At 62.0% G+C, this 15620-nt stretch carries 16 protein-coding genes; 4 read left to right on the forward strand and 12 right to left on the reverse strand.

Annotated elements, in window-relative coordinates; translation table 11 throughout:
• Positions 1-7 precede the first annotated feature (7 nt).
• Positions 8-997: a GlxA family transcriptional regulator gene (locus tag BLU35_RS26630; RefSeq protein ID WP_093235181.1), complete on the reverse strand. Its 990-nt coding sequence runs from the start codon at positions 995-997 to the stop codon at positions 8-10.
• Between the two features lie 124 nt (positions 998-1121).
• Here BLU35_RS26630 and BLU35_RS26635 point away from each other — a divergent pair, with 124 nt between their 5' ends.
• Positions 1122-1736, forward strand: coding sequence for an isochorismatase family protein (locus BLU35_RS26635; protein ID WP_093235182.1), 615 nt, complete (start codon positions 1122-1124; stop codon positions 1734-1736).
• A 36-nt stretch (positions 1737-1772) separates the two neighbouring features.
• Here BLU35_RS26635 and BLU35_RS26640 read toward each other — a convergent pair whose 3' ends face one another.
• The 6 genes from BLU35_RS26640 to BLU35_RS26665 form a co-directional block, all read right to left on the reverse strand.
• Positions 1773-2789: a LacI family DNA-binding transcriptional regulator gene (locus BLU35_RS26640; RefSeq protein WP_162730611.1), complete on the reverse strand. Its 1017-nt coding sequence runs from the start codon at positions 2787-2789 to the stop codon at positions 1773-1775.
• 121 nt (positions 2790-2910) lie between these two features.
• Positions 2911-4191 (reverse strand): D-tagatose-bisphosphate aldolase, class II, non-catalytic subunit, encoded by a 1281-nt coding sequence (locus BLU35_RS26645; protein WP_093235184.1) that lies wholly within the window; start codon positions 4189-4191, stop codon positions 2911-2913.
• A 5-nt stretch (positions 4192-4196) separates the two neighbouring features.
• Entirely contained in the window at positions 4197-5138 is a 942-nt protein-coding gene (locus BLU35_RS26650) for a tagatose kinase (protein ID WP_093235185.1), read from the reverse strand.
• Between the two features lie 22 nt (positions 5139-5160).
• On the reverse strand, positions 5161-6123 hold the full coding sequence (locus BLU35_RS26655) for an ABC transporter permease (protein ID WP_093235186.1): 963 nt from the start codon (positions 6121-6123) through the stop codon (positions 5161-5163).
• On the reverse strand, positions 6120-7631 hold the full coding sequence (locus BLU35_RS26660; RefSeq protein ID WP_093235187.1) for a sugar ABC transporter ATP-binding protein: 1512 nt from the start codon (positions 7629-7631) through the stop codon (positions 6120-6122). Before BLU35_RS26660 ends, BLU35_RS26655 begins: the two co-directional genes overlap by 4 nt.
• Before the next feature lie 132 nt (positions 7632-7763).
• Positions 7764-8654, reverse strand: a complete 891-nt coding sequence (locus BLU35_RS26665) for a substrate-binding domain-containing protein (RefSeq protein ID WP_093235188.1) — start codon at positions 8652-8654, stop codon at positions 7764-7766.
• Here BLU35_RS26665 and BLU35_RS35245 point away from each other — a divergent pair.
• Together BLU35_RS35245 and BLU35_RS26670 are read left to right on the forward strand one after the other, a co-directional pair.
• Positions 8653-8889 (forward strand): hypothetical protein, encoded by a 237-nt coding sequence (locus BLU35_RS35245; protein ID WP_143033005.1) that lies wholly within the window; start codon positions 8653-8655, stop codon positions 8887-8889. The two genes, BLU35_RS26665 and BLU35_RS35245, sit on opposite strands and share 2 nt — an antisense overlap.
• Positions 8890-8947: 58 nt before the next feature.
• A complete protein-coding gene (locus BLU35_RS26670) occupies positions 8948-9232 on the forward strand; it encodes an acylphosphatase (RefSeq protein ID WP_058322980.1) in 285 nt (94 codons plus the stop codon).
• A gap of 115 nt (positions 9233-9347) precedes the next feature.
• On the opposite strand, the gene BLU35_RS26675 is transcribed toward BLU35_RS26670, so the two are convergent.
• A complete protein-coding gene (locus tag BLU35_RS26675; RefSeq protein ID WP_176907454.1) occupies positions 9348-10028 on the reverse strand; it encodes a TetR/AcrR family transcriptional regulator in 681 nt (226 codons plus the stop codon).
• Between the two features lie 207 nt (positions 10029-10235).
• Between BLU35_RS26675 and BLU35_RS26680 the strand changes: the two genes are divergently transcribed.
• The gene (locus tag BLU35_RS26680; protein ID WP_093235189.1) at positions 10236-11432 is read left to right on the forward strand and encodes a multidrug effflux MFS transporter; all 1197 of its coding nucleotides are present in this window, start codon (positions 10236-10238) and stop codon (positions 11430-11432) included.
• Between the two features lie 84 nt (positions 11433-11516).
• On the opposite strand, the gene nrdF is transcribed toward BLU35_RS26680, so the two are convergent.
• The 4 genes from nrdF to nrdH form a co-directional block, all read right to left on the reverse strand.
• Positions 11517-12491, reverse strand: a complete 975-nt coding sequence (nrdF, locus tag BLU35_RS26685; RefSeq protein ID WP_093235224.1) for a class 1b ribonucleoside-diphosphate reductase subunit beta — start codon at positions 12489-12491, stop codon at positions 11517-11519.
• 179 nt (positions 12492-12670) lie between these two features.
• Positions 12671-14824 carry a class 1b ribonucleoside-diphosphate reductase subunit alpha gene (gene nrdE, locus BLU35_RS26690; protein ID WP_093235190.1) on the reverse strand — a complete coding sequence of 718 codons (2154 nt, stop codon included), beginning with the start codon at positions 14822-14824 and terminating at the stop codon, positions 12671-12673.
• Positions 14794-15210, reverse strand: coding sequence for a class Ib ribonucleoside-diphosphate reductase assembly flavoprotein NrdI (nrdI, locus tag BLU35_RS26695; protein WP_093235191.1), 417 nt, complete (start codon positions 15208-15210; stop codon positions 14794-14796). Before nrdI ends, nrdE begins: the two co-directional genes overlap by 31 nt.
• 12 nt (positions 15211-15222) lie before the next feature.
• Entirely contained in the window at positions 15223-15444 is a 222-nt protein-coding gene (gene nrdH / locus BLU35_RS26700; protein ID WP_057251814.1) for a glutaredoxin-like protein NrdH, read from the reverse strand.
• Positions 15445-15620 lie beyond the last annotated feature (176 nt).

Raw genomic sequence — 15620 nt, forward strand, 5'->3', positions numbered from 1 at the left:
TTTGAACTCATGAAGGATTTGGGGTGGTAGAAGCAATCGCCGTCGTCGGCCGGTTCCGGAACTGCCGGCGATAGCTTGCTGGTGAGATCGAAAGGGCCCGGGTGAAATGTTGGCGGAAGGAGACGGTGGAGCCAAAGCCTGCCATCTCCGCCACATGATCGATGGAACAGGAGCCGGTCTCAAGCAGGCGTTGGGCGACGGCGAGCCGCTGCTGAAGAAGCCATTGGGTGAAGGTCGTTCCCGTCTTCTTGCGGAAATGTCGGGTGAAGCTGCGCAGGCTCATGCCGGCGTGATCCGCCAGCCGTTCGAGCGAAAGCGGCTCATCGAGATGTTCGATCGCCCAGGCGATCGTTGCGCTGAGCGGGTCGCCGCTGCCGGGAGCGGGCAGGGGCGCTTCTATATACTGCGCCTGGTCTCCGTGGCGATGCGGCGCAACCACCGGCCTGCGGGCGATGCGGTTGGCGATCTCCGCGCCGTGGTCGTTGCGCACGATGTGCAGGCAGCAGTCGATTGCGGCCGCCGTTCCGGCCGAAGTCAGGATATCGCCCTCATCGATGTAGATGGCGTTGCGGTTCAGGGCGACGTCGGGATAGGCGCGCTCGAATTCGTCGCCCCAGGCCCAGTGTGTCGAGGCTGCTCGCCCGTCGAGCAGGCCTGCCTCTGCCAGCACGAAGGTGCCGAGGCATAGGCCGACGAGCCGGGCCCCGCGGGCATGGGCAGTGCGTAGCGCGTTCAGCAGGTTTTCCGATGGACGGGTATTCGGGTCATCCCAGGCCGGTACGATGATCGTGTCCGCCTCCGCAAGACTGGAGAGGTCATGCTCCACCTCGATGTGAAAGCCCGACATGGTGCGAACGAATCCGGTCTTTTCGCCGGCGATCAGCAGCCGGTAGCGCGGTGTCCCGAGCTTCAACAGGTCGTCTCCGAAGACGATGCAGGGCACCGAGAGGTGAAACGGGCTGATGCCCGAAAAGGCGATGATGGCGACGGTGTGCATTGCGGTCTGAACCCGGCGAGCCTGAAGTTGGCCGGAACCTATCATATATTGTCGTTCAGGCCACTTTCGCAACATGGGCGTTTTCGCGACTTTCGCAGGCGTCAGATTGCGAAAGGAACCTCCCATGACACACCCGACCATCCGGACAATTGCCGGCGCATCCGCTCCCGAAAACCTCGATCCCTGCAACACAGTCCTGTTGGTGATCGATTTTCAGAACGAATACTTTACGGGCCGCATGCCGATCCCGGATGGGGAGAAGGCACTCGCCAATGCAAAACGGCTGATCGAACGCGCCGACACCGAGGGCATGAAGGTCTACCACGTCAAGCACGTGACGCCGGCCGGCACCCCGGTGTTTGCCGAGGACAGTGCGACGTCTGACTTCCACCGCGACATCCGGCCGGCAGCCAACCATTCCGTGGTCCGAAAGTCGTCGGTAAGCGTGTTTGCCAGTACCGACCTCGGCGAGCAGCTCAAGAAAACCGGAGTCGATACGCTGGTCATCACCGGGCTGATGACCCATGCCTGCGTTGCCGGTGCCGCGCGGGATGCCGTGCCGCTCGGCTTCAACGTCGTCGTTGCAGCGGATGCCTGTGCCACGCGCGACCTCGACACTAGCGACGGCGACGTCGTTCCACATGCCGCGCTGCATCGCGCGTCGCTGGCGACGATCGACGACACGTTCGGCGATATCCTGACGACCGACCAGGTTCTGTCGTTGGTGCGTCGGTCCTGATCTGCCGAACGAAACCCGGTTCGGCCCGGAGAATGCTCAGGCCGAACCGCGCAACATGATCTCGGCGCTGAGCAGAATGCGCTCGTCCTCGGGGAAGGCACCGCCGTCGTCTGAGCTCTCCCCGAGCTTGAAGAGGAGCAGCTCAATCGCCAGCCGCCCAATCTCGTTGTAGTTCTGCGCCACCGTCGTCAGCGGCGGGCAGGTGTAGCGCGACAGCGGATGGTCGTCATGGCCGGCGACGCGCAGATCGGCGTCGGCGTCGCGGCCGACCTTGAGACCCGACTGGAAGGCGGCGGCGATGACGCCGAAGGCGACGCGGTCGTTGGCGCAAAGCACCGTCTGCGTCGGAAAGCCGCCGGCGCCGAGAATGCGCAGCGTCTCGTCGAAACCGAATTTCTCGAAATCCCAGGAGCCGTTCGGCGTCGTCTCGACCAGCGCCGGCTCCATCTTCAGCTGCTGCATCGCCTCCAGATAGGCGTCGCGCCGGGCCAAGGCGTTGTTGTTGACCGGCGGCATGCCGAGATAGCAGGGCGGGCTTCCCGAGCGGCAGAGATAATCGACCATCAGGCGGAAGCTCTGGCGGTTGTCGGTGCCGACGAAAGAGGAGCTGTCGTCAAGCGGCGAGTCCACGTAGATCAGCGGAATGCTCTCGCCGAGGGCGGTCAGGGTCTTGTGGTGTGACTGCACACCGAGCGGCGCGATGATCGCGCCGGCGACGTTCATCGACTTGAAGGTCTCGATCGCGCGCTCCTCCATCTCGGGCCGACCGTCGGAAGAAAGCACGAAGGCGAGGAAACCCGCCTGATTGGCGATATGTTCGATCCGGCGCGTCAACGCCATGTAGAAAGGGTCGGTCGAGTTCGGGACGATAACGCCGAGAATGTTGGTGCGGCGACGGTTGAGATTGACGGCGAAGATGTTCGGGCGAAAGCCCGACTGTTTGATCGCCGCCTCGATAGCATCGCGGGTCTTCTTTCGAACAGAGCCCGGATCATTGAAGTACTTGGAGACCGTGGGCCGCGACAAACCGACGAACTCCGAAAAATCCTCCATCGTCTTGATCTGTCTGTCCACGACCGCAGTACCCCATATTGTTTTGATTTCGTTTATAGGTTCATTTCTCGGGGATAGGCAGTACCGGCTCGGAAATATTCACCGAACATACGGCCAGACGCTAAACGCGACAGGCCACAAAATAATCCTCGAGAACCCTGTCGACCGCGGCAAGTGCCAGCGGTTTTGCTTTGGCGGCCACTTTACCGTCGCGCACCCGTTCGTAACTGCCCGGAAGATACTGGCTGATCAGGGTCTCCGGGATGGTCACTCTATCGAGCAGGGTGAGAAGGTCTTCGACAGCGGTGGCGACCTTCGGGTGCGGCCAGTAATAGCGGATCCGGTCGCTGTAGGAGAAATGCCGCTGCAGCCGCTGGGCTTCCGGCGAGCCGTGATAATACTTGCCCCAGTTCGCCGGCTCCTCGCGCATCACCGTCTCGGTGACCGATGCAAGCGTCTGCTGACGCGCACCGGGGAAGAGGAAGGCGGCGATCTGGTCGAGGCCGTAAAGCGCCTCGCGCAGCGCAAAAGTGAGGCCCGGGCCGACCTTGAGAATGGCGAAACCGTCGGAGACGAGATCGCGAAGCGCATCCGGTGTCTGGTAGTCGGTCGAATGCGCCTCGAAGACGATGCCGTCGAGTTGTCTCAAGCTGGCGCTGAGCTTTGCCGCTTTCTCCCTGTCATAGGCGATGACGTTCTCGTTGCCGAACTCGACGCCCGGCTGGACGACAGCGCCGACCACGCGCTTGAAGGCGTTTGCGGCGCCCGCCGCTTCGAAGGCCCGGCGATGGATGTCGACCGTCTCGATTGCCGCCTCGGGCGCCGTGACCACCAGCGTATCCAGTTCTTCCAGCGCGCCGCCCGGAACCGGGACTTCGGTGCCGATGATATAGACGGGAGCGATACCGTCCTGGGCGCGAATGGCGGCTTCGGCGGCGGCGGCAAGCCGTGCGGCGCGTTCCGCCGTCACTGTGTCTGGAAGGGCCACCGGCTCGCCGGCGCAGCCCATGCTGGTATCGAGATGCAGCTTGGTGAAGCCGGCCTTGGCATAGGCCTCGATCATGGTCACCGCCTTTGCCATCGCGTCTTCCGCGGGCAGGTGCTTCCATGGGTTCGGGCCGAGATGGTCGCCGCCGAGGATGATCTTGTCCTTTGGGAAGGAAACGCGGTCGGCGATGCCGGCGACGAAACGGGTGAAATCGGCGGGCGTCATACCGGTATAGCCGCCGTCCTGATTGACTTGGTTGCAGGTCGCCTCGATCAGGAGCGCTGCATCTTCTTCAAGAGCGCGCAGCATGGCCGCTTCGATCACCAGTGGGTGGGCCGAGCAGACGGAGGGAATGCCGCGTGGACCCGGGCGCTCGCGCCAGCGGGCAATGTCGATCAGAAGGTTCTGTTGCATGGCGGTCAGCCCTTTCGCGCGTTGATGAAAGTTTCGAGATCGGCGCGTGTCGAGGCGCCTTCCATCGGGCCGGAGATCATGACGGCGCGCGCGCCCGAGGCGTTGGCGAATGCCAGCGCTTGGGCGGAACCTGCTCCGTTCAGCCAGAAGGTGACGAAGGTCGCGCTGAAGCAGTCGCCGGCGCCGGTCGGATCAACCTCCTCAACAGCGAAGCCGGGATGCGAGAGCGTGGTTTCGGCGTCGAAATAGCTCGCGCCTTCGGCACCGCGCTTGACGACGATCACCTTGATGCCGGCAGCAAGCAGTTCCGAAACCGCCTCGGCCTCGGTCTTCGCCTTGGTGAACAGGAAGAGCTCCTGCCCGCTCGGCAGGAAGACGTCTGTCCTGGCAAGCACCGCGCGCAGCGCCTCGCGCATGCCGGGGCTATCGAGGATTTCCGGCCTGAGGTTCGGGTCGAAGGACACCGTGCCGCCGGCCGCCTTGATCATCTCGATCGCTGCGATAATGCTCTCCACCACGCTTGGTGCGTAGAGCGACGAGCCCATGACATGCAGATGGCTGCAACTGCGCACCAATGCCCGCGCCGCGTCATCGAGACGGATTGTGCCGCAGGCGCTGTGGCGGATATTGAAGACGAAGGCGCGGCTGCCGTCGGGGCGGTAGCGCACGAAGGCGCTGCCGGTGGTACCGAGTGGATCGACCGCGATGCCGGAGATGTCGACGCCATCGGCCTTCAGGCGGTCGAGATTGACGTGGCCAAAATCGTCGTCGCCGACGCGCGAGATGATCGCGCTCGCTTGGTCGAGTTTGCCGACCTGATCGATGAAGATCGCCGGCGCGCCGGAGGGGTATGGCCCGATCAGTGGGGTGGCCTGCCGGAAACCGTCGCCCTTCTCGGTGGCGATGATCTCCACGAGAATTTCGCCGATCGTCAGTATCTTGTGCATGGGGGTGTTTCTCTTCTGAGGATCAACGCTTTGCCTGTTTGGCGCGCACGTCGAGCCAAACCGCGATCAGGATCACAAGACCCTTGACGATGAGCTGGTAGAAGTAGGGAACGGACAGCATGTTCATGCCGTTGTTCATGACGCCGATGATGAGCGCGCCGATCAGCGTGCCGACCATGGTACCGACTCCGCCGGCAAGCGAGGTGCCGCCGAGCACCGCTGCGGCGATCGCGTCGAGTTCGTAGCTCATGCCGGCATTGGTCTGGGCGGAGAACAGGCGGGAGGACAAGAGCACGCCGCTGATCGCCGCCATCACGCCGGAGATCATGAAGATGGTGATCTTCAGCCGGTCGACCTTGATGCCGGAATAGACGGCCGCCTCACGGTTGCCGCCCGTCAGATAGGCGCGTCGGCCGAAGCTCGTCTTGCTCAGAAGGATGTGGTTGACGAGGAACAGGACGGCGACGACCCAGATGATGATGGGCAGGCCGAGGAAGCTCTCCGTGCCGATGGCGGTCCAGGTCGCATTCTCGATCATCGCCGGCGCGCCGTTGGTCGGCAGGCTGACCATGCCGCGGTAGATGCCCATCGTCGCTACCGTGACGATGAAGGAGGGCAAGAGCAGCTTCGCCGTCAGCACGCCGTTCAGCATGCCCATCAGGGCACCCGCCAGCAGCGTGACGACCAGCGCCGGCGCGAAACCGAGACCGAAGGCGAAACATTGCGCCCCGACCATGCCGGCGACCGCGATGATCGAGCCGACGGAGAGATCGATCTCGCCGAGCAGGATCACCCAGGTCATGCCGAAAGCGGCGATCGCCACCACGGCCACCTGCTGCAGGATGTTCATGAAGTTGACGACCGACATGAAGCGCGGGTTGAGAAAGGAGAAGATGACGCAGAGCATCACCAGCGACAGAAGGATGCCGCCATATTGTTTCAACGCCCGCATGAAGGCGGCCTGGGTCTCGGATTGCTGTGTCATGATTGGAATCCCGTTGCGTGCGCCATGATTGTTTCCGGGTTGAGGTCGGCGCCGGACAGGGTCGCGCCGACGACGCCCTCGTGCATCACGACGACGCGGTCGCTCATTCCGAGAACCTCCGGCAGCTCGGAGGAGATCAGCAGGATCGCCGTGCCCTCGGCCGCCAGCTGGCGGATGATCTTGTAGATTTCAAACTTGGCGCCGACGTCGACGCCACGGGTGGGCTCGTCGAGGATCAGCACCTTGGGCCGCGTCAGCAGCCACTTGGCGAGCACGATCTTCTGCTGGTTGCCGCCGCTGAGCGAACCTGAGGGCGTGTCCAGTGAGTGGGTCTTGATGGCGAGCCGCCCGACTTCGGTGGCAGCGGCGTCGCGCTCGGCGCGCTTGCGGGTGAAGCCGAACGGTCCGGTGAAATCGGCAAGGGCCGCCATCGAGATATTCCAGCCGACGCTGTGGCTGAGAACGAGGCCTTCTTCCTTACGGTTTTCGGTGACGAAGCCGATGCCGCGCGAAATCGCCTCTGCCGGCGAGCGGAAACGAACCGGCTGCCCCTCGAAGCGAACCGTGCCGGTCGCCGCCTTCATGCCGAACAGTGCGTTCATCACTTCGGAGCGGCCGGAACCGACGAGGCCGAAAAAGCCGAGGATTTCGCCGGGGCGGACGTCGAAGGAGATGTCGTCGAACTCGCCATCACGGGTAAGGCTGTCGATCGAAAGAACCGGAGCTGTCTTCGCCGACTGCTCGTGGGTCCGTGGCGGATAGATCTCATCCATGCGACGGCCGACCATCAGCGCGATCAGCGCCTCGATGGTGACGTCGTCGCGATCATGGGTCGAGACATATTCGCCGTCGCGGATGACGGTGATGTCGTCGCTGAGCCGCATGATCTCTTCCATGCGGTGGGAAATGTAGATGACGGCGACGCCACGTTGCTTCAGCCGGGTAATGATCTCGAACAGGATCTCGGCTTCGCTGTCGCTCAGCGACGAGGTCGGCTCGTCGAGAATGACGACCTTGGCCTCGTGGCTCAGCCCCTTGGCGATTTCCACGAGTTGGCGCTGGGCGATCGAGAGATTGCCGACCTTCTCGCTGACGTCGATCGGCAGCCCGAGATCGGCGACGATCGCGCGGGCCTTGGCGACGAGCGCCTTGTCGTTGATGAAGCCGAAGCGGCGCGGCTCGCGGGTGGCAAGAATATTTTCGGCCACCGTCAGGTTGCTGCAGAGGCTGAGTTCCTGGAAGACGATGGCAAGCCCGAGGGCTGCGGCGTCCTGCGGATCGGCCGGCCGGTAGGGGCGCCCATCAAGCGTGATGACACCCGAAGTTGCCTCGTGCACGCCGGCCAGAATCTTCATCAGTGTCGATTTGCCGGCGCCGTTTTCGCCGAGCAGCGTGTGCACCCGGCCGCGCCTGACCTTGAGACGCATGCTTTTCAGCGCCGCGACCTGACCGAAGGATTTGGTGACGTCACTGATCTCGAGGATGGTGTCCGTGGTCGAACCATGCATGGTGGCCTCCATACGACGCCGCGCGTCCCATTCGCGCGCGCAAAGGGCGAGCCGAGGCGCCTCCGGCCATATGCCGGAGCGCTCACTCCTGAGGTTGCCGCCGCCCGGAGGCGGCGGCTGTCCTGGGAGGACTTATTTCGCGGTGTAGACGCCGGGAACGATCGGCTGTTCGGCCGGAACGGTCTCGCCGGCGGCGACCTTGACGGCGGTGTCGACCGCCTGCTTGCCCATCTGGTCCGGGAACTGCTGGATGACGCCTACCATGACCGGATTGGTGTCGACGGCGTCGCGGGCTTCCTTCATGCCGTCAAAGCCGATGACCTTGACCTGGGATTCAAGGCCTGCAGCCTTGACTGCGACGGCAGCGGCGAGTGCTGCATCGTCGCCGAAGCCGAAGATACCGGTGATGTCAGGATTGGCTTGCAGCATGTTCTGGGCGGCGGCGAGCGCTTCGGCGCGGGTGATGCCGGTCTGGATCGCGACGATCTCCATGTCCTTGTGCTTGGCGATCGCTTCCTTGAAGCCGTTGACGCGGTTTACCACCGACTGGACCGTCGGATAGTCGATGACGGCGACCTTGCCCTTGTTGTCGAGGACCTTGGCCATCAGTTCGCCGGCCTTGACGCCGCCGGTGAAGTTGTCGGTGCCGATATGCGAGGTGACGGTGGCGCCATTGGCCGGAACGTCGACGGTGATCACCTTGATTCCGGCCTTCTCGGCCTTCTCGATCGCGGCGCGCACTCCCTGGCTGTCGACCGGTGAGATCACGATGACGTCGACGCCCTTGACGATGAAGTCCTCGACGTCGGCCAGCTGCTTGTTGAGATCCTGGTTGGCGATCGACACTTCGAGCTTGACGTTCTTGGCCTCGGCTTCGGCTTTCATCGCGTCGGCGAGCTCGATGTAGAACGGATGCTGCTGGGTCAGAAGCGATGCGCCGATGCCGTCGGCGAAAGCAGCGGAGGCAAAGAGTGACAGCGCCGTGCCGGCGACGAGCGATTTCAGAATGCGGGACATGTTCATGGTTTCCTCCCTGGAAACGGCGCGGGCCTTCGGTGTTTCAGCCAAGCTGGCGAGGCCCTCCCACCGCCGTCTTGGTGAAGGCGTAAAAACCACAAAACTTTGCGCGCGTCAATTTTTAAAAATACGCAAACAAAAAATAAAAAGCATACCGAGGAAATTTGTTATACCTTCCCACGGTTCATCGCAGCCTGCTGAGCAGCCGCAAGGGCTCCCTCCAACTTCGTTGCGCGGATGACTTGCCTTTGCCCCTCCTCGCGCCAGATAGCGTGGCAAACGGTGACGGAGACGAGATCATGTCTGAGACCAGCAAGACGGCGTTGGTCCGAATCCTCGGGCGGGTACAAGGCGTTAGCTTCAGGGTTTGGGCCCGTGACGAGGCGCAGAAGCTCGGTCTCGTCGGATGGGTTCGAAACGAAGCCGATGGCTCGGTCGCCGCTCTGATCAGCGGCCCGGAGGAGGCAATCACCCTCATGCTCGAGCGCCTGCATGAAGGGCCCCCGGCCGCGTGGGTTTCGAAGGTCGTTGCCGAGTTCGTCGAAGCGCCGGAAGGCGTCAGCGGCTTTCGGATCACCAGATAGGCATTCGTGCCTCTAGTGATGCTGCCTAATACAGGTTGAGCTTCAGTTCTCCTGCCGCATCAGAGCGTGCGCGGCTGTCGCAATGGGCACAGCCCTGCGGCGATCGTGCGCGATATCAATGTTGCGCTTCGAGACTGCTCGTTCTCTGCTCGCGGCCATAGGCACGGAGAAACGTCCTGACCGCCTTATGGGCGCTGACTTCCAGTTCCGCTTCGCTCGGGGCCTCGCCGAAAAGCCCGCCCATCTGCGAGTCTGCCTTGATCAGCGCGATGAACTGCCGGGCGGCGAGGTCGAAGTCATCGATGTCGAGCGGTGCTGAGTGGGCGAGCCGGGCAAAGAGTGCGGCCAGCGCCCTGTCGGTCTTGCCCGGTCCCTGTTCGCGCCAGAACTGGAAAAGATGTGGATAGCGGTTGCCCTCCGTCGCGATCAGCTTCTGGATGAACTTGGCATCCTGATTGCAGATGCAGTTCTTGTTGAGGCGGACGGCGAAGGCGACAAGTTCGTCTTCGAGATTGTCGGCGGTTTCAGGGAAGGTCGCGAGGATCGAAAAGAGCACGCCATTGGCGCGATCCATAATGTCCTGGATCACCGCCATGAACAGCGTCTCTTTTTCGCGGTAATGGTTGTAGATGGTCTGGCGCGACACGCCGGCTTCGGCGGCGATCTCGTCGATGGCCGCGCCGGAAAAGCCCTCCCGGCAGAACACCTCGGCTGCCGCCTCCAGGATCGAGACGCGTTTCGCCAGCTGTCCTTTTTGCACGCGGGGGTCCGGCGAGGCGAAGTCGTGTTTTTTCATGGACTGAAGATAAGGCCCATTGACGATTTAGACAATGCTGTCTAATTTTACATCTGTGTCCAAATTAATGGACAAAGTAGTCAGCGCAGGATGCGTCTCCCAAACGTTCGATCCTGGCACGACCGTCATCTTTCGAGTTTCAATCCGGGCGGCAGCAATGCCGGCCTCGTGCCGGAGCGTTGTCGCCATTTCTGAAAGATCATTGCCATGACAGCGTCCTTCCTCCGCACCGCCATCGTCCTCGGTCTGATTTCGGCGATCGGTCCCTTCGCAATCGACATGTATCTGCCGGCCCTGCCGTCGATCGGCAAGGATCTCGCGGCCGAGAACGGCGTCGTGCAGCTCAGCCTGCTGGCCTTCTTCATCTCCTTCGCTATTTCGCAGCTGGTCTACGGGCCGCTTTCGGATATCTGGGGACGCAAGGCGCCGCTCTATCTCGGCATCGGCCTCTTCACCGTTGCCAGCGTCGGCTGCGCGCTCGCAACCGACATCGAAACGCTGATCGCCTTTCGCTTTCTGCAGGGTATCGGTGGCGCTGCCGGCATGGTCATTCCAAGGGCCGTCGTCCGTGACATGCACACCGGCGTCCAGGCGGCACGGCTGATGTCGCTCTTGATGCTCGTCTTCAGCATTTCGCCGATCCTGGCGCCACTTGCCGGCAGTGCGGTGATCCAGTTCTACGGCTGGCGCGGCGTCTTCTATGCCGTGATGATCGCCGCCTTCATCGGCTTGATCCTGCTGTCGACACAGTTGCAGGAGACCCGGCCGAAGAAGGACCGCGCCGACAGCAGCCTCGCAAGTGCGCTTGCCGCATACCGCCTGCTGCTTTCCGATCGCAACTTCCTGACGCTCACCTTCATCGGCGGGCTCGGGATCTCGGGCTTCCTGGTCTATCTCGCCAACTCGCCCTTCGTGCTGATCGACCACTACGGGCTGACGCCGACGCAATACAGCATCGCCTTTTCGATGAACGCCGTGTCGTTCTTCGCCGTGTCGCAGGCGACCGGCTGGCTCGGCGAGCGCTTCGGCCTCGTACGCGTGATGCAGATTGCCGTCAGTGCCTTCGCGCTCACAATGGTCAGCATGTTCGTCGTCATGAGCCTCGGCTTCAACCAGTTGCCAGTCATGGCCGCCTTCCTGTTCGTCGGCTACGGTGTCCTCGGCCTCGTGATCCCGACATCGGCGGTGCTGGCCCTTGAGGACCACGGCGAAATCGCCGGCACCGCATCGGCGCTGATGGGCACGCTGCATTTCGTCACCGCCGCCGTCGCGATGGTTGTCGCAAGCTTCTTCTTCGACGGAACCGCCCTGCCGATGGCCGGAGCCATCACGGCTTGCGCGCTTGCCGCCTTCCTGCTGACGCAGGCAACGATCGGCCGCAGCCGGGTGGTCGCGGCGGAATAACCACACCCCTTTGATGCGCGGAGCCGCCCAAAGACATCATGTCCTCGGGCGGTTCTTCATGTTCCCGCAGGTGCCTGGGGCTTCTCAGAAATCCCAGTCCTCGTCTTCGGTCGCGACCGCCTTGCCGATGACGTAGGAGGAGCCGGAACCGGAGAAGAAGTCGTGGTTCTCGTCGGCGTTTGGCGACAGCGCGGAGAGAATGGCCGGATTGACCTTGCAGGCCTCAGCCGGGAACAGCGCCTCGTAGCCGAGGTTCATCAGCGCCTTGTTGGCGTTGTAGTGCAGGAACTTCTTCACGTCCTCGGTAAGCCCGACGCCGTCATAAAGGGTTTCCGTGTATTTCGCCTCGTTGTCGTAGAGTTCGAGCAGCAGGTCGAAGGCGAAGTCCTTGATTTCCTGCCGGCGTTCCTCGGTCAGCCTTTCCAGGCCGCGCTGGAACTTGTAGCCGATATAGTAGCCGTGCACCGCCTCGTCACGGATGATCAGCCGGATCATGTCGGCGGTGTTAGTGAGCTTGGCGCGGCTCGACCAGTACATCGGCAGATAGAAACCGGAATAGAACAGGAAACTTTCGAGGAAGACGCTGGCGACCTTCTTCTTGAGCGGATCGGCGGAGGCATACTGCTCCATGATCAGCGCCGACTTCTTCTGCAGGAACTCGTTTTCCTCCGACCAGCGGTACGCATCGTCGACATCGGGCGTCGGGCACAGCGTCGAGAAGATCGAGGAATAGGAGCGCGCGTGCACCGCTTCCATGAAGGAGATGTTGGAAAGCACCGCCTCCTCGTGCGGAGTGATGGCATCCTCCATCAGCTTGACGGCGCCGACGCCGTTCTGGATCGTGTCGAGCAGCGTGAGGCCGGTGAAGACGCGGATGGTGAGCTTCTGCTCCTCCGGCTTCAGGGTCACCCAGGAGGGGATGTCGTTGGAGAGCGGCACCTTCTCCGGCAGCCAGAAATTGCCGGTAAGCCGGTTCCAGACCTCCAGATCCTTGTCGTCCTCGATGCGGTTCCAGTTGATGGCGCGGATGCGGCTCGCTGGCTTGGTGTTCATGTTCATTTCGTTGTCCTCTCGGGCGTGGACGCCCCTCATTCCGCCTGCCGGCACCTTCTCCCCGCTTGCGCGGAGAAGGCATATGCCGCGCCATCTCGCAAATCTGGGCCGTCAGTGTGGCAGGTACCCTCTCCCCGCAGGCGGGGAGAGGGTTAGGGTGAGGGGCACTTAATGGGAACGCGGCGCTACAACGCGCAGGAAACGCAGCCCTGGACCTGCGTGCCCTCAAGCGCCATCTGGCGAAGGCGGATGTAGTAGATCGTCTTGATGCCCTTCTTCCAGGCGTGGATCTGCGCGCGGTTTATGTCGCGCGTCGTCGCCGTGTCGCGGAAGAACAGGGTCAGCGACAGGCCCTGGTCGACATGCTGGGTCGCAGCCGCATAGGTGTCGATGATCTTCTCCGGCCCGATCTCGTAGGCGTCCTGGTAATATTCGAGGTTGTCGTTGGTCATGAAGGCGGCCGGATAGTAGACGCGGCCAATCTTGCCTTCCTTGCGGATCTCGATCTTCGAGACGATCGGGTGGATAGAGGAGGTCGAGTGGTTGATGTAGGAGATCGAGCCCGTCGGCGGCACCGCCTGGAGGTTCTGGTTGTAGAGACCGCCTTGCATGACCGCCTGTTTCAGCTCCCGCCAGTCTTCCTGCGTCGGTATGGAAATGCCGGCCGCTTCGAACAGGCCCTTTACCTTTTCGGTCGCCGGCAGCCATTCGCTAACCGTATATTTGTCGAAATATTCGCCGGACGCATATTTCGAGTTCTCGAAGCCCTTAAAGCTCACGCCCTTCTCGACCGCCAGCCGGTTGGATGCGCGGATGGCGTGATAGGTCACCGTGTAGAAATAGATATTGGTGAAATCGATGCCTTCCTCCGAGCCGTAGAAGATGCGCTCGCGGGCGAGGTAGCCGTGCAGGTTCATCTGGCCGAGCCCGATCGCGTGGCTGTCGTCATTGCCCTTCTCGATCGAAGGCACTGACGAGATGTGGCTCATCTCAGAGACGGCGGTGAGCGCGCGGATCGAGGTCTCGATCGTCTGGCCGAAATCCGGACTGTCCATCGCCGCGGCAATATTCAGCGAGCCTAGGTTGCAGGAGATATCCTTGCCCATCTTTGCGTAGGAGAGGTCGTCGTTGAATTCGCTCGCCTCGCTCACCTGCAGGATTTCCGAACAGAGGTTGCTCATGGTGATACGGCCGGCAATCGGGTTCGCCCGGTTCACCGTGTCCTCGAACATGATGTAGGGATAGCCGCTCTCGAACTGGATTTCGGCGATAATCTGGAAAAAATCGCGCGCCTTGATCTTCTGCTTGCGGATGCGCGCGTCCTCGACCATCTCGCGATACTTCTCGCTGACCGAAATCTCGGTCAACGGCACGCCGTAGACACGCTCAACGTCATAGGGCGAGAACAGGTACATGTCCTCGTTGTTGCGGGCGAGCTCGAAGGTGATGTCCGGGATGACGACGCCGAGCGAAAGCGTCTTGATGCGGATCTTCTCGTCGGCATTTTCCCGCTTGGTATCGAGAAAACGCATGATGTCGGGGTGATGGGCGTGGAGATAGACAGCACCTGCTCCCTGGCGGGCGCCAAGCTGGTTGGCATAGGAGAAGCTGTCTTCCAAGAGCTTCATCACCGGGATGATGCCGGAGGACTGGTTTTCGATCTGCTTGATCGGTGCCCCCATCTCTCTAATGTTGGTGAGCGACAGCGCCACGCCGCCGCCGCGCTTGGAGAGCTGCAATGCGGAATTAATCGCGCGGCCGATGCTTTCCATATTGTCCTCGACCCTAAGCAAGAAGCAGGAGACGAGCTCGCCGCGTTGCTTTTTGCCGGCATTGAGGAAGGTCGGCGTCGCCGGCTGGAAACGGCCGGAAATGATCTCGTCGACGAGATCGCGGGCAAGTCCCTCGTTGCCGCGCGCAAGCGTCATCGCCACCATGCAGACGCGATCCTCGTAGCGCTCCAGGTAGCGCGTTCCGTCAAAGGTCTTCAGCGTATAGGAGGTGTAGTATTTGAACGCGCCGAGGAAGGTCGGGAAGCGGAACTTCTTCCCATAAGCGTGGTCGTAGAGATCTCGCACGAAGTTGAAGGAATACTGATCCAGCACCTGCTGTTCATAGTAGCCTTCGGTCACCAGATAATCGAGCTTCTCCCTGAGGTTATGGAAGAAGACGGTGTTCTGGTTGACGTGCTGGAGGAAGTACTGCTTCGCCGCCAGCCGGTCCTTGTCGAGTTGGATGCGCCCCTCTTCATCATAGAGGTTCAGCATCGCGTTCAGCGCATGATAGTCCAGCGCCGCTTCCGTCGCCTTCAGGGGGCGTTCGAGTGTTGAGACGTCCAAAATCGTTCCATCCCGTTTCTGACATTGGCGACGTCCTCCTCGGTCCCGAGAAGCTCGAACCGGTAAAGGTAGGGCACCTGGCACTTGGCCGCGATGACGTCGCCGGCGATCCCATAGGTCGCGCCGAAATTGCTGTTGCCCGCAGCAATGACACCGCGGATGTGAGAGCGGTTGCCCGCATCGTTGAGGAAGCGGATGACCTGTTTCGGTACGGCACCCCGGCCGTCGTCGCCGCAATAGGTGGGCACGACCAACACGAAGGGCTCGGAAACCGTAAGTGAAGCCTTACTTTCCTGGAGCGGTATGCGCGCTGCGCGAAGGCCGAGCTTTTCGACGAAGCGATGGGTGTTTTCCGAGCGGCTGGAAAAATAGACGATCAGGCCCACCGCCTGTCTCCTCTAGGAGAGCGCGCTGATCTTGTCGGGGCGAAAACCCGCCCAGTGTTCGGGGCCGGCGACGACGACGGGAAGCTGCATGTAGCCGAGGCCCTTGACCGTTTCGAGCGCGTCTTGGTCGATGGAGATATCAATGACCTCGTAGTTGACGCCCTGGCGATCGAGCGCCCGATAGGTCGCGGTGCATTGGACGCAGGCGGGCTTGCTGTAGACGGTAACGTTCATTTCTTCCTCGTTTGGTCGGCTGGATGAGAGCATGAGAAGGCGCACGGACACGCAACCGCGATCCGGCGAAATGCAGGGCTGTCATGGCTGTGGCTCGCTCGGATCTGGACGCCCGGGCATGCCTCTTCGTCAGCTGCGCGGGAAACCGCGCCTCTTGATTGGCGAGCGATAGAATT

This window comes from Sinorhizobium sp. NFACC03, from assembly GCF_900103435.1.
In the GTDB taxonomy this organism is placed as follows: domain Bacteria; phylum Pseudomonadota; class Alphaproteobacteria; order Rhizobiales; family Rhizobiaceae; genus Ensifer.

Excerpts from the sequence above, each read along its gene's own strand:
- BLU35_RS26630 (WP_093235181.1), bottom strand. The coding sequence starts at position 997 with ATGCACACCGTCGCCATCATCGCCTTTTCGGGCATCAGCCCGTTTCAC.
- BLU35_RS26635 (WP_093235182.1), top strand. The coding sequence starts at position 1,122 with ATGACACACCCGACCATCCGGACAATTGCCGGCGCATCCGCTCCCGAA.
- BLU35_RS26640 (WP_162730611.1), bottom strand. The coding sequence starts at position 2,789 with ATGGAGGATTTTTCGGAGTTCGTCGGTTTGTCGCGGCCCACGGTCTCC.
- BLU35_RS26645 (WP_093235184.1), bottom strand. The coding sequence starts at position 4,191 with ATGCAACAGAACCTTCTGATCGACATTGCCCGCTGGCGCGAGCGCCCG.
- BLU35_RS26650 (WP_093235185.1), bottom strand. The coding sequence starts at position 5,138 with ATGCACAAGATACTGACGATCGGCGAAATTCTCGTGGAGATCATCGCC.
- BLU35_RS26655 (WP_093235186.1), bottom strand. The coding sequence starts at position 6,123 with ATGACACAGCAATCCGAGACCCAGGCCGCCTTCATGCGGGCGTTGAAA.
- BLU35_RS26660 (WP_093235187.1), bottom strand. The coding sequence starts at position 7,631 with ATGCATGGTTCGACCACGGACACCATCCTCGAGATCAGTGACGTCACC.
- BLU35_RS35245 (WP_143033005.1), top strand. The coding sequence starts at position 8,653 with ATGGTTTCCTCCCTGGAAACGGCGCGGGCCTTCGGTGTTTCAGCCAAG.
- BLU35_RS26665 (WP_093235188.1), bottom strand. The coding sequence starts at position 8,654 with ATGAACATGTCCCGCATTCTGAAATCGCTCGTCGCCGGCACGGCGCTG.
- BLU35_RS26670 (WP_058322980.1), top strand. The coding sequence starts at position 8,948 with ATGTCTGAGACCAGCAAGACGGCGTTGGTCCGAATCCTCGGGCGGGTA.
- BLU35_RS26675 (WP_176907454.1), bottom strand. The coding sequence starts at position 10,028 with ATGAAAAAACACGACTTCGCCTCGCCGGACCCCCGCGTGCAAAAAGGA.
- BLU35_RS26680 (WP_093235189.1), top strand. The coding sequence starts at position 10,236 with ATGACAGCGTCCTTCCTCCGCACCGCCATCGTCCTCGGTCTGATTTCG.
- nrdF (WP_093235224.1), bottom strand. The coding sequence starts at position 12,491 with ATGAACATGAACACCAAGCCAGCGAGCCGCATCCGCGCCATCAACTGG.
- nrdH (WP_057251814.1), bottom strand. The coding sequence starts at position 15,444 with ATGAACGTTACCGTCTACAGCAAGCCCGCCTGCGTCCAATGCACCGCG.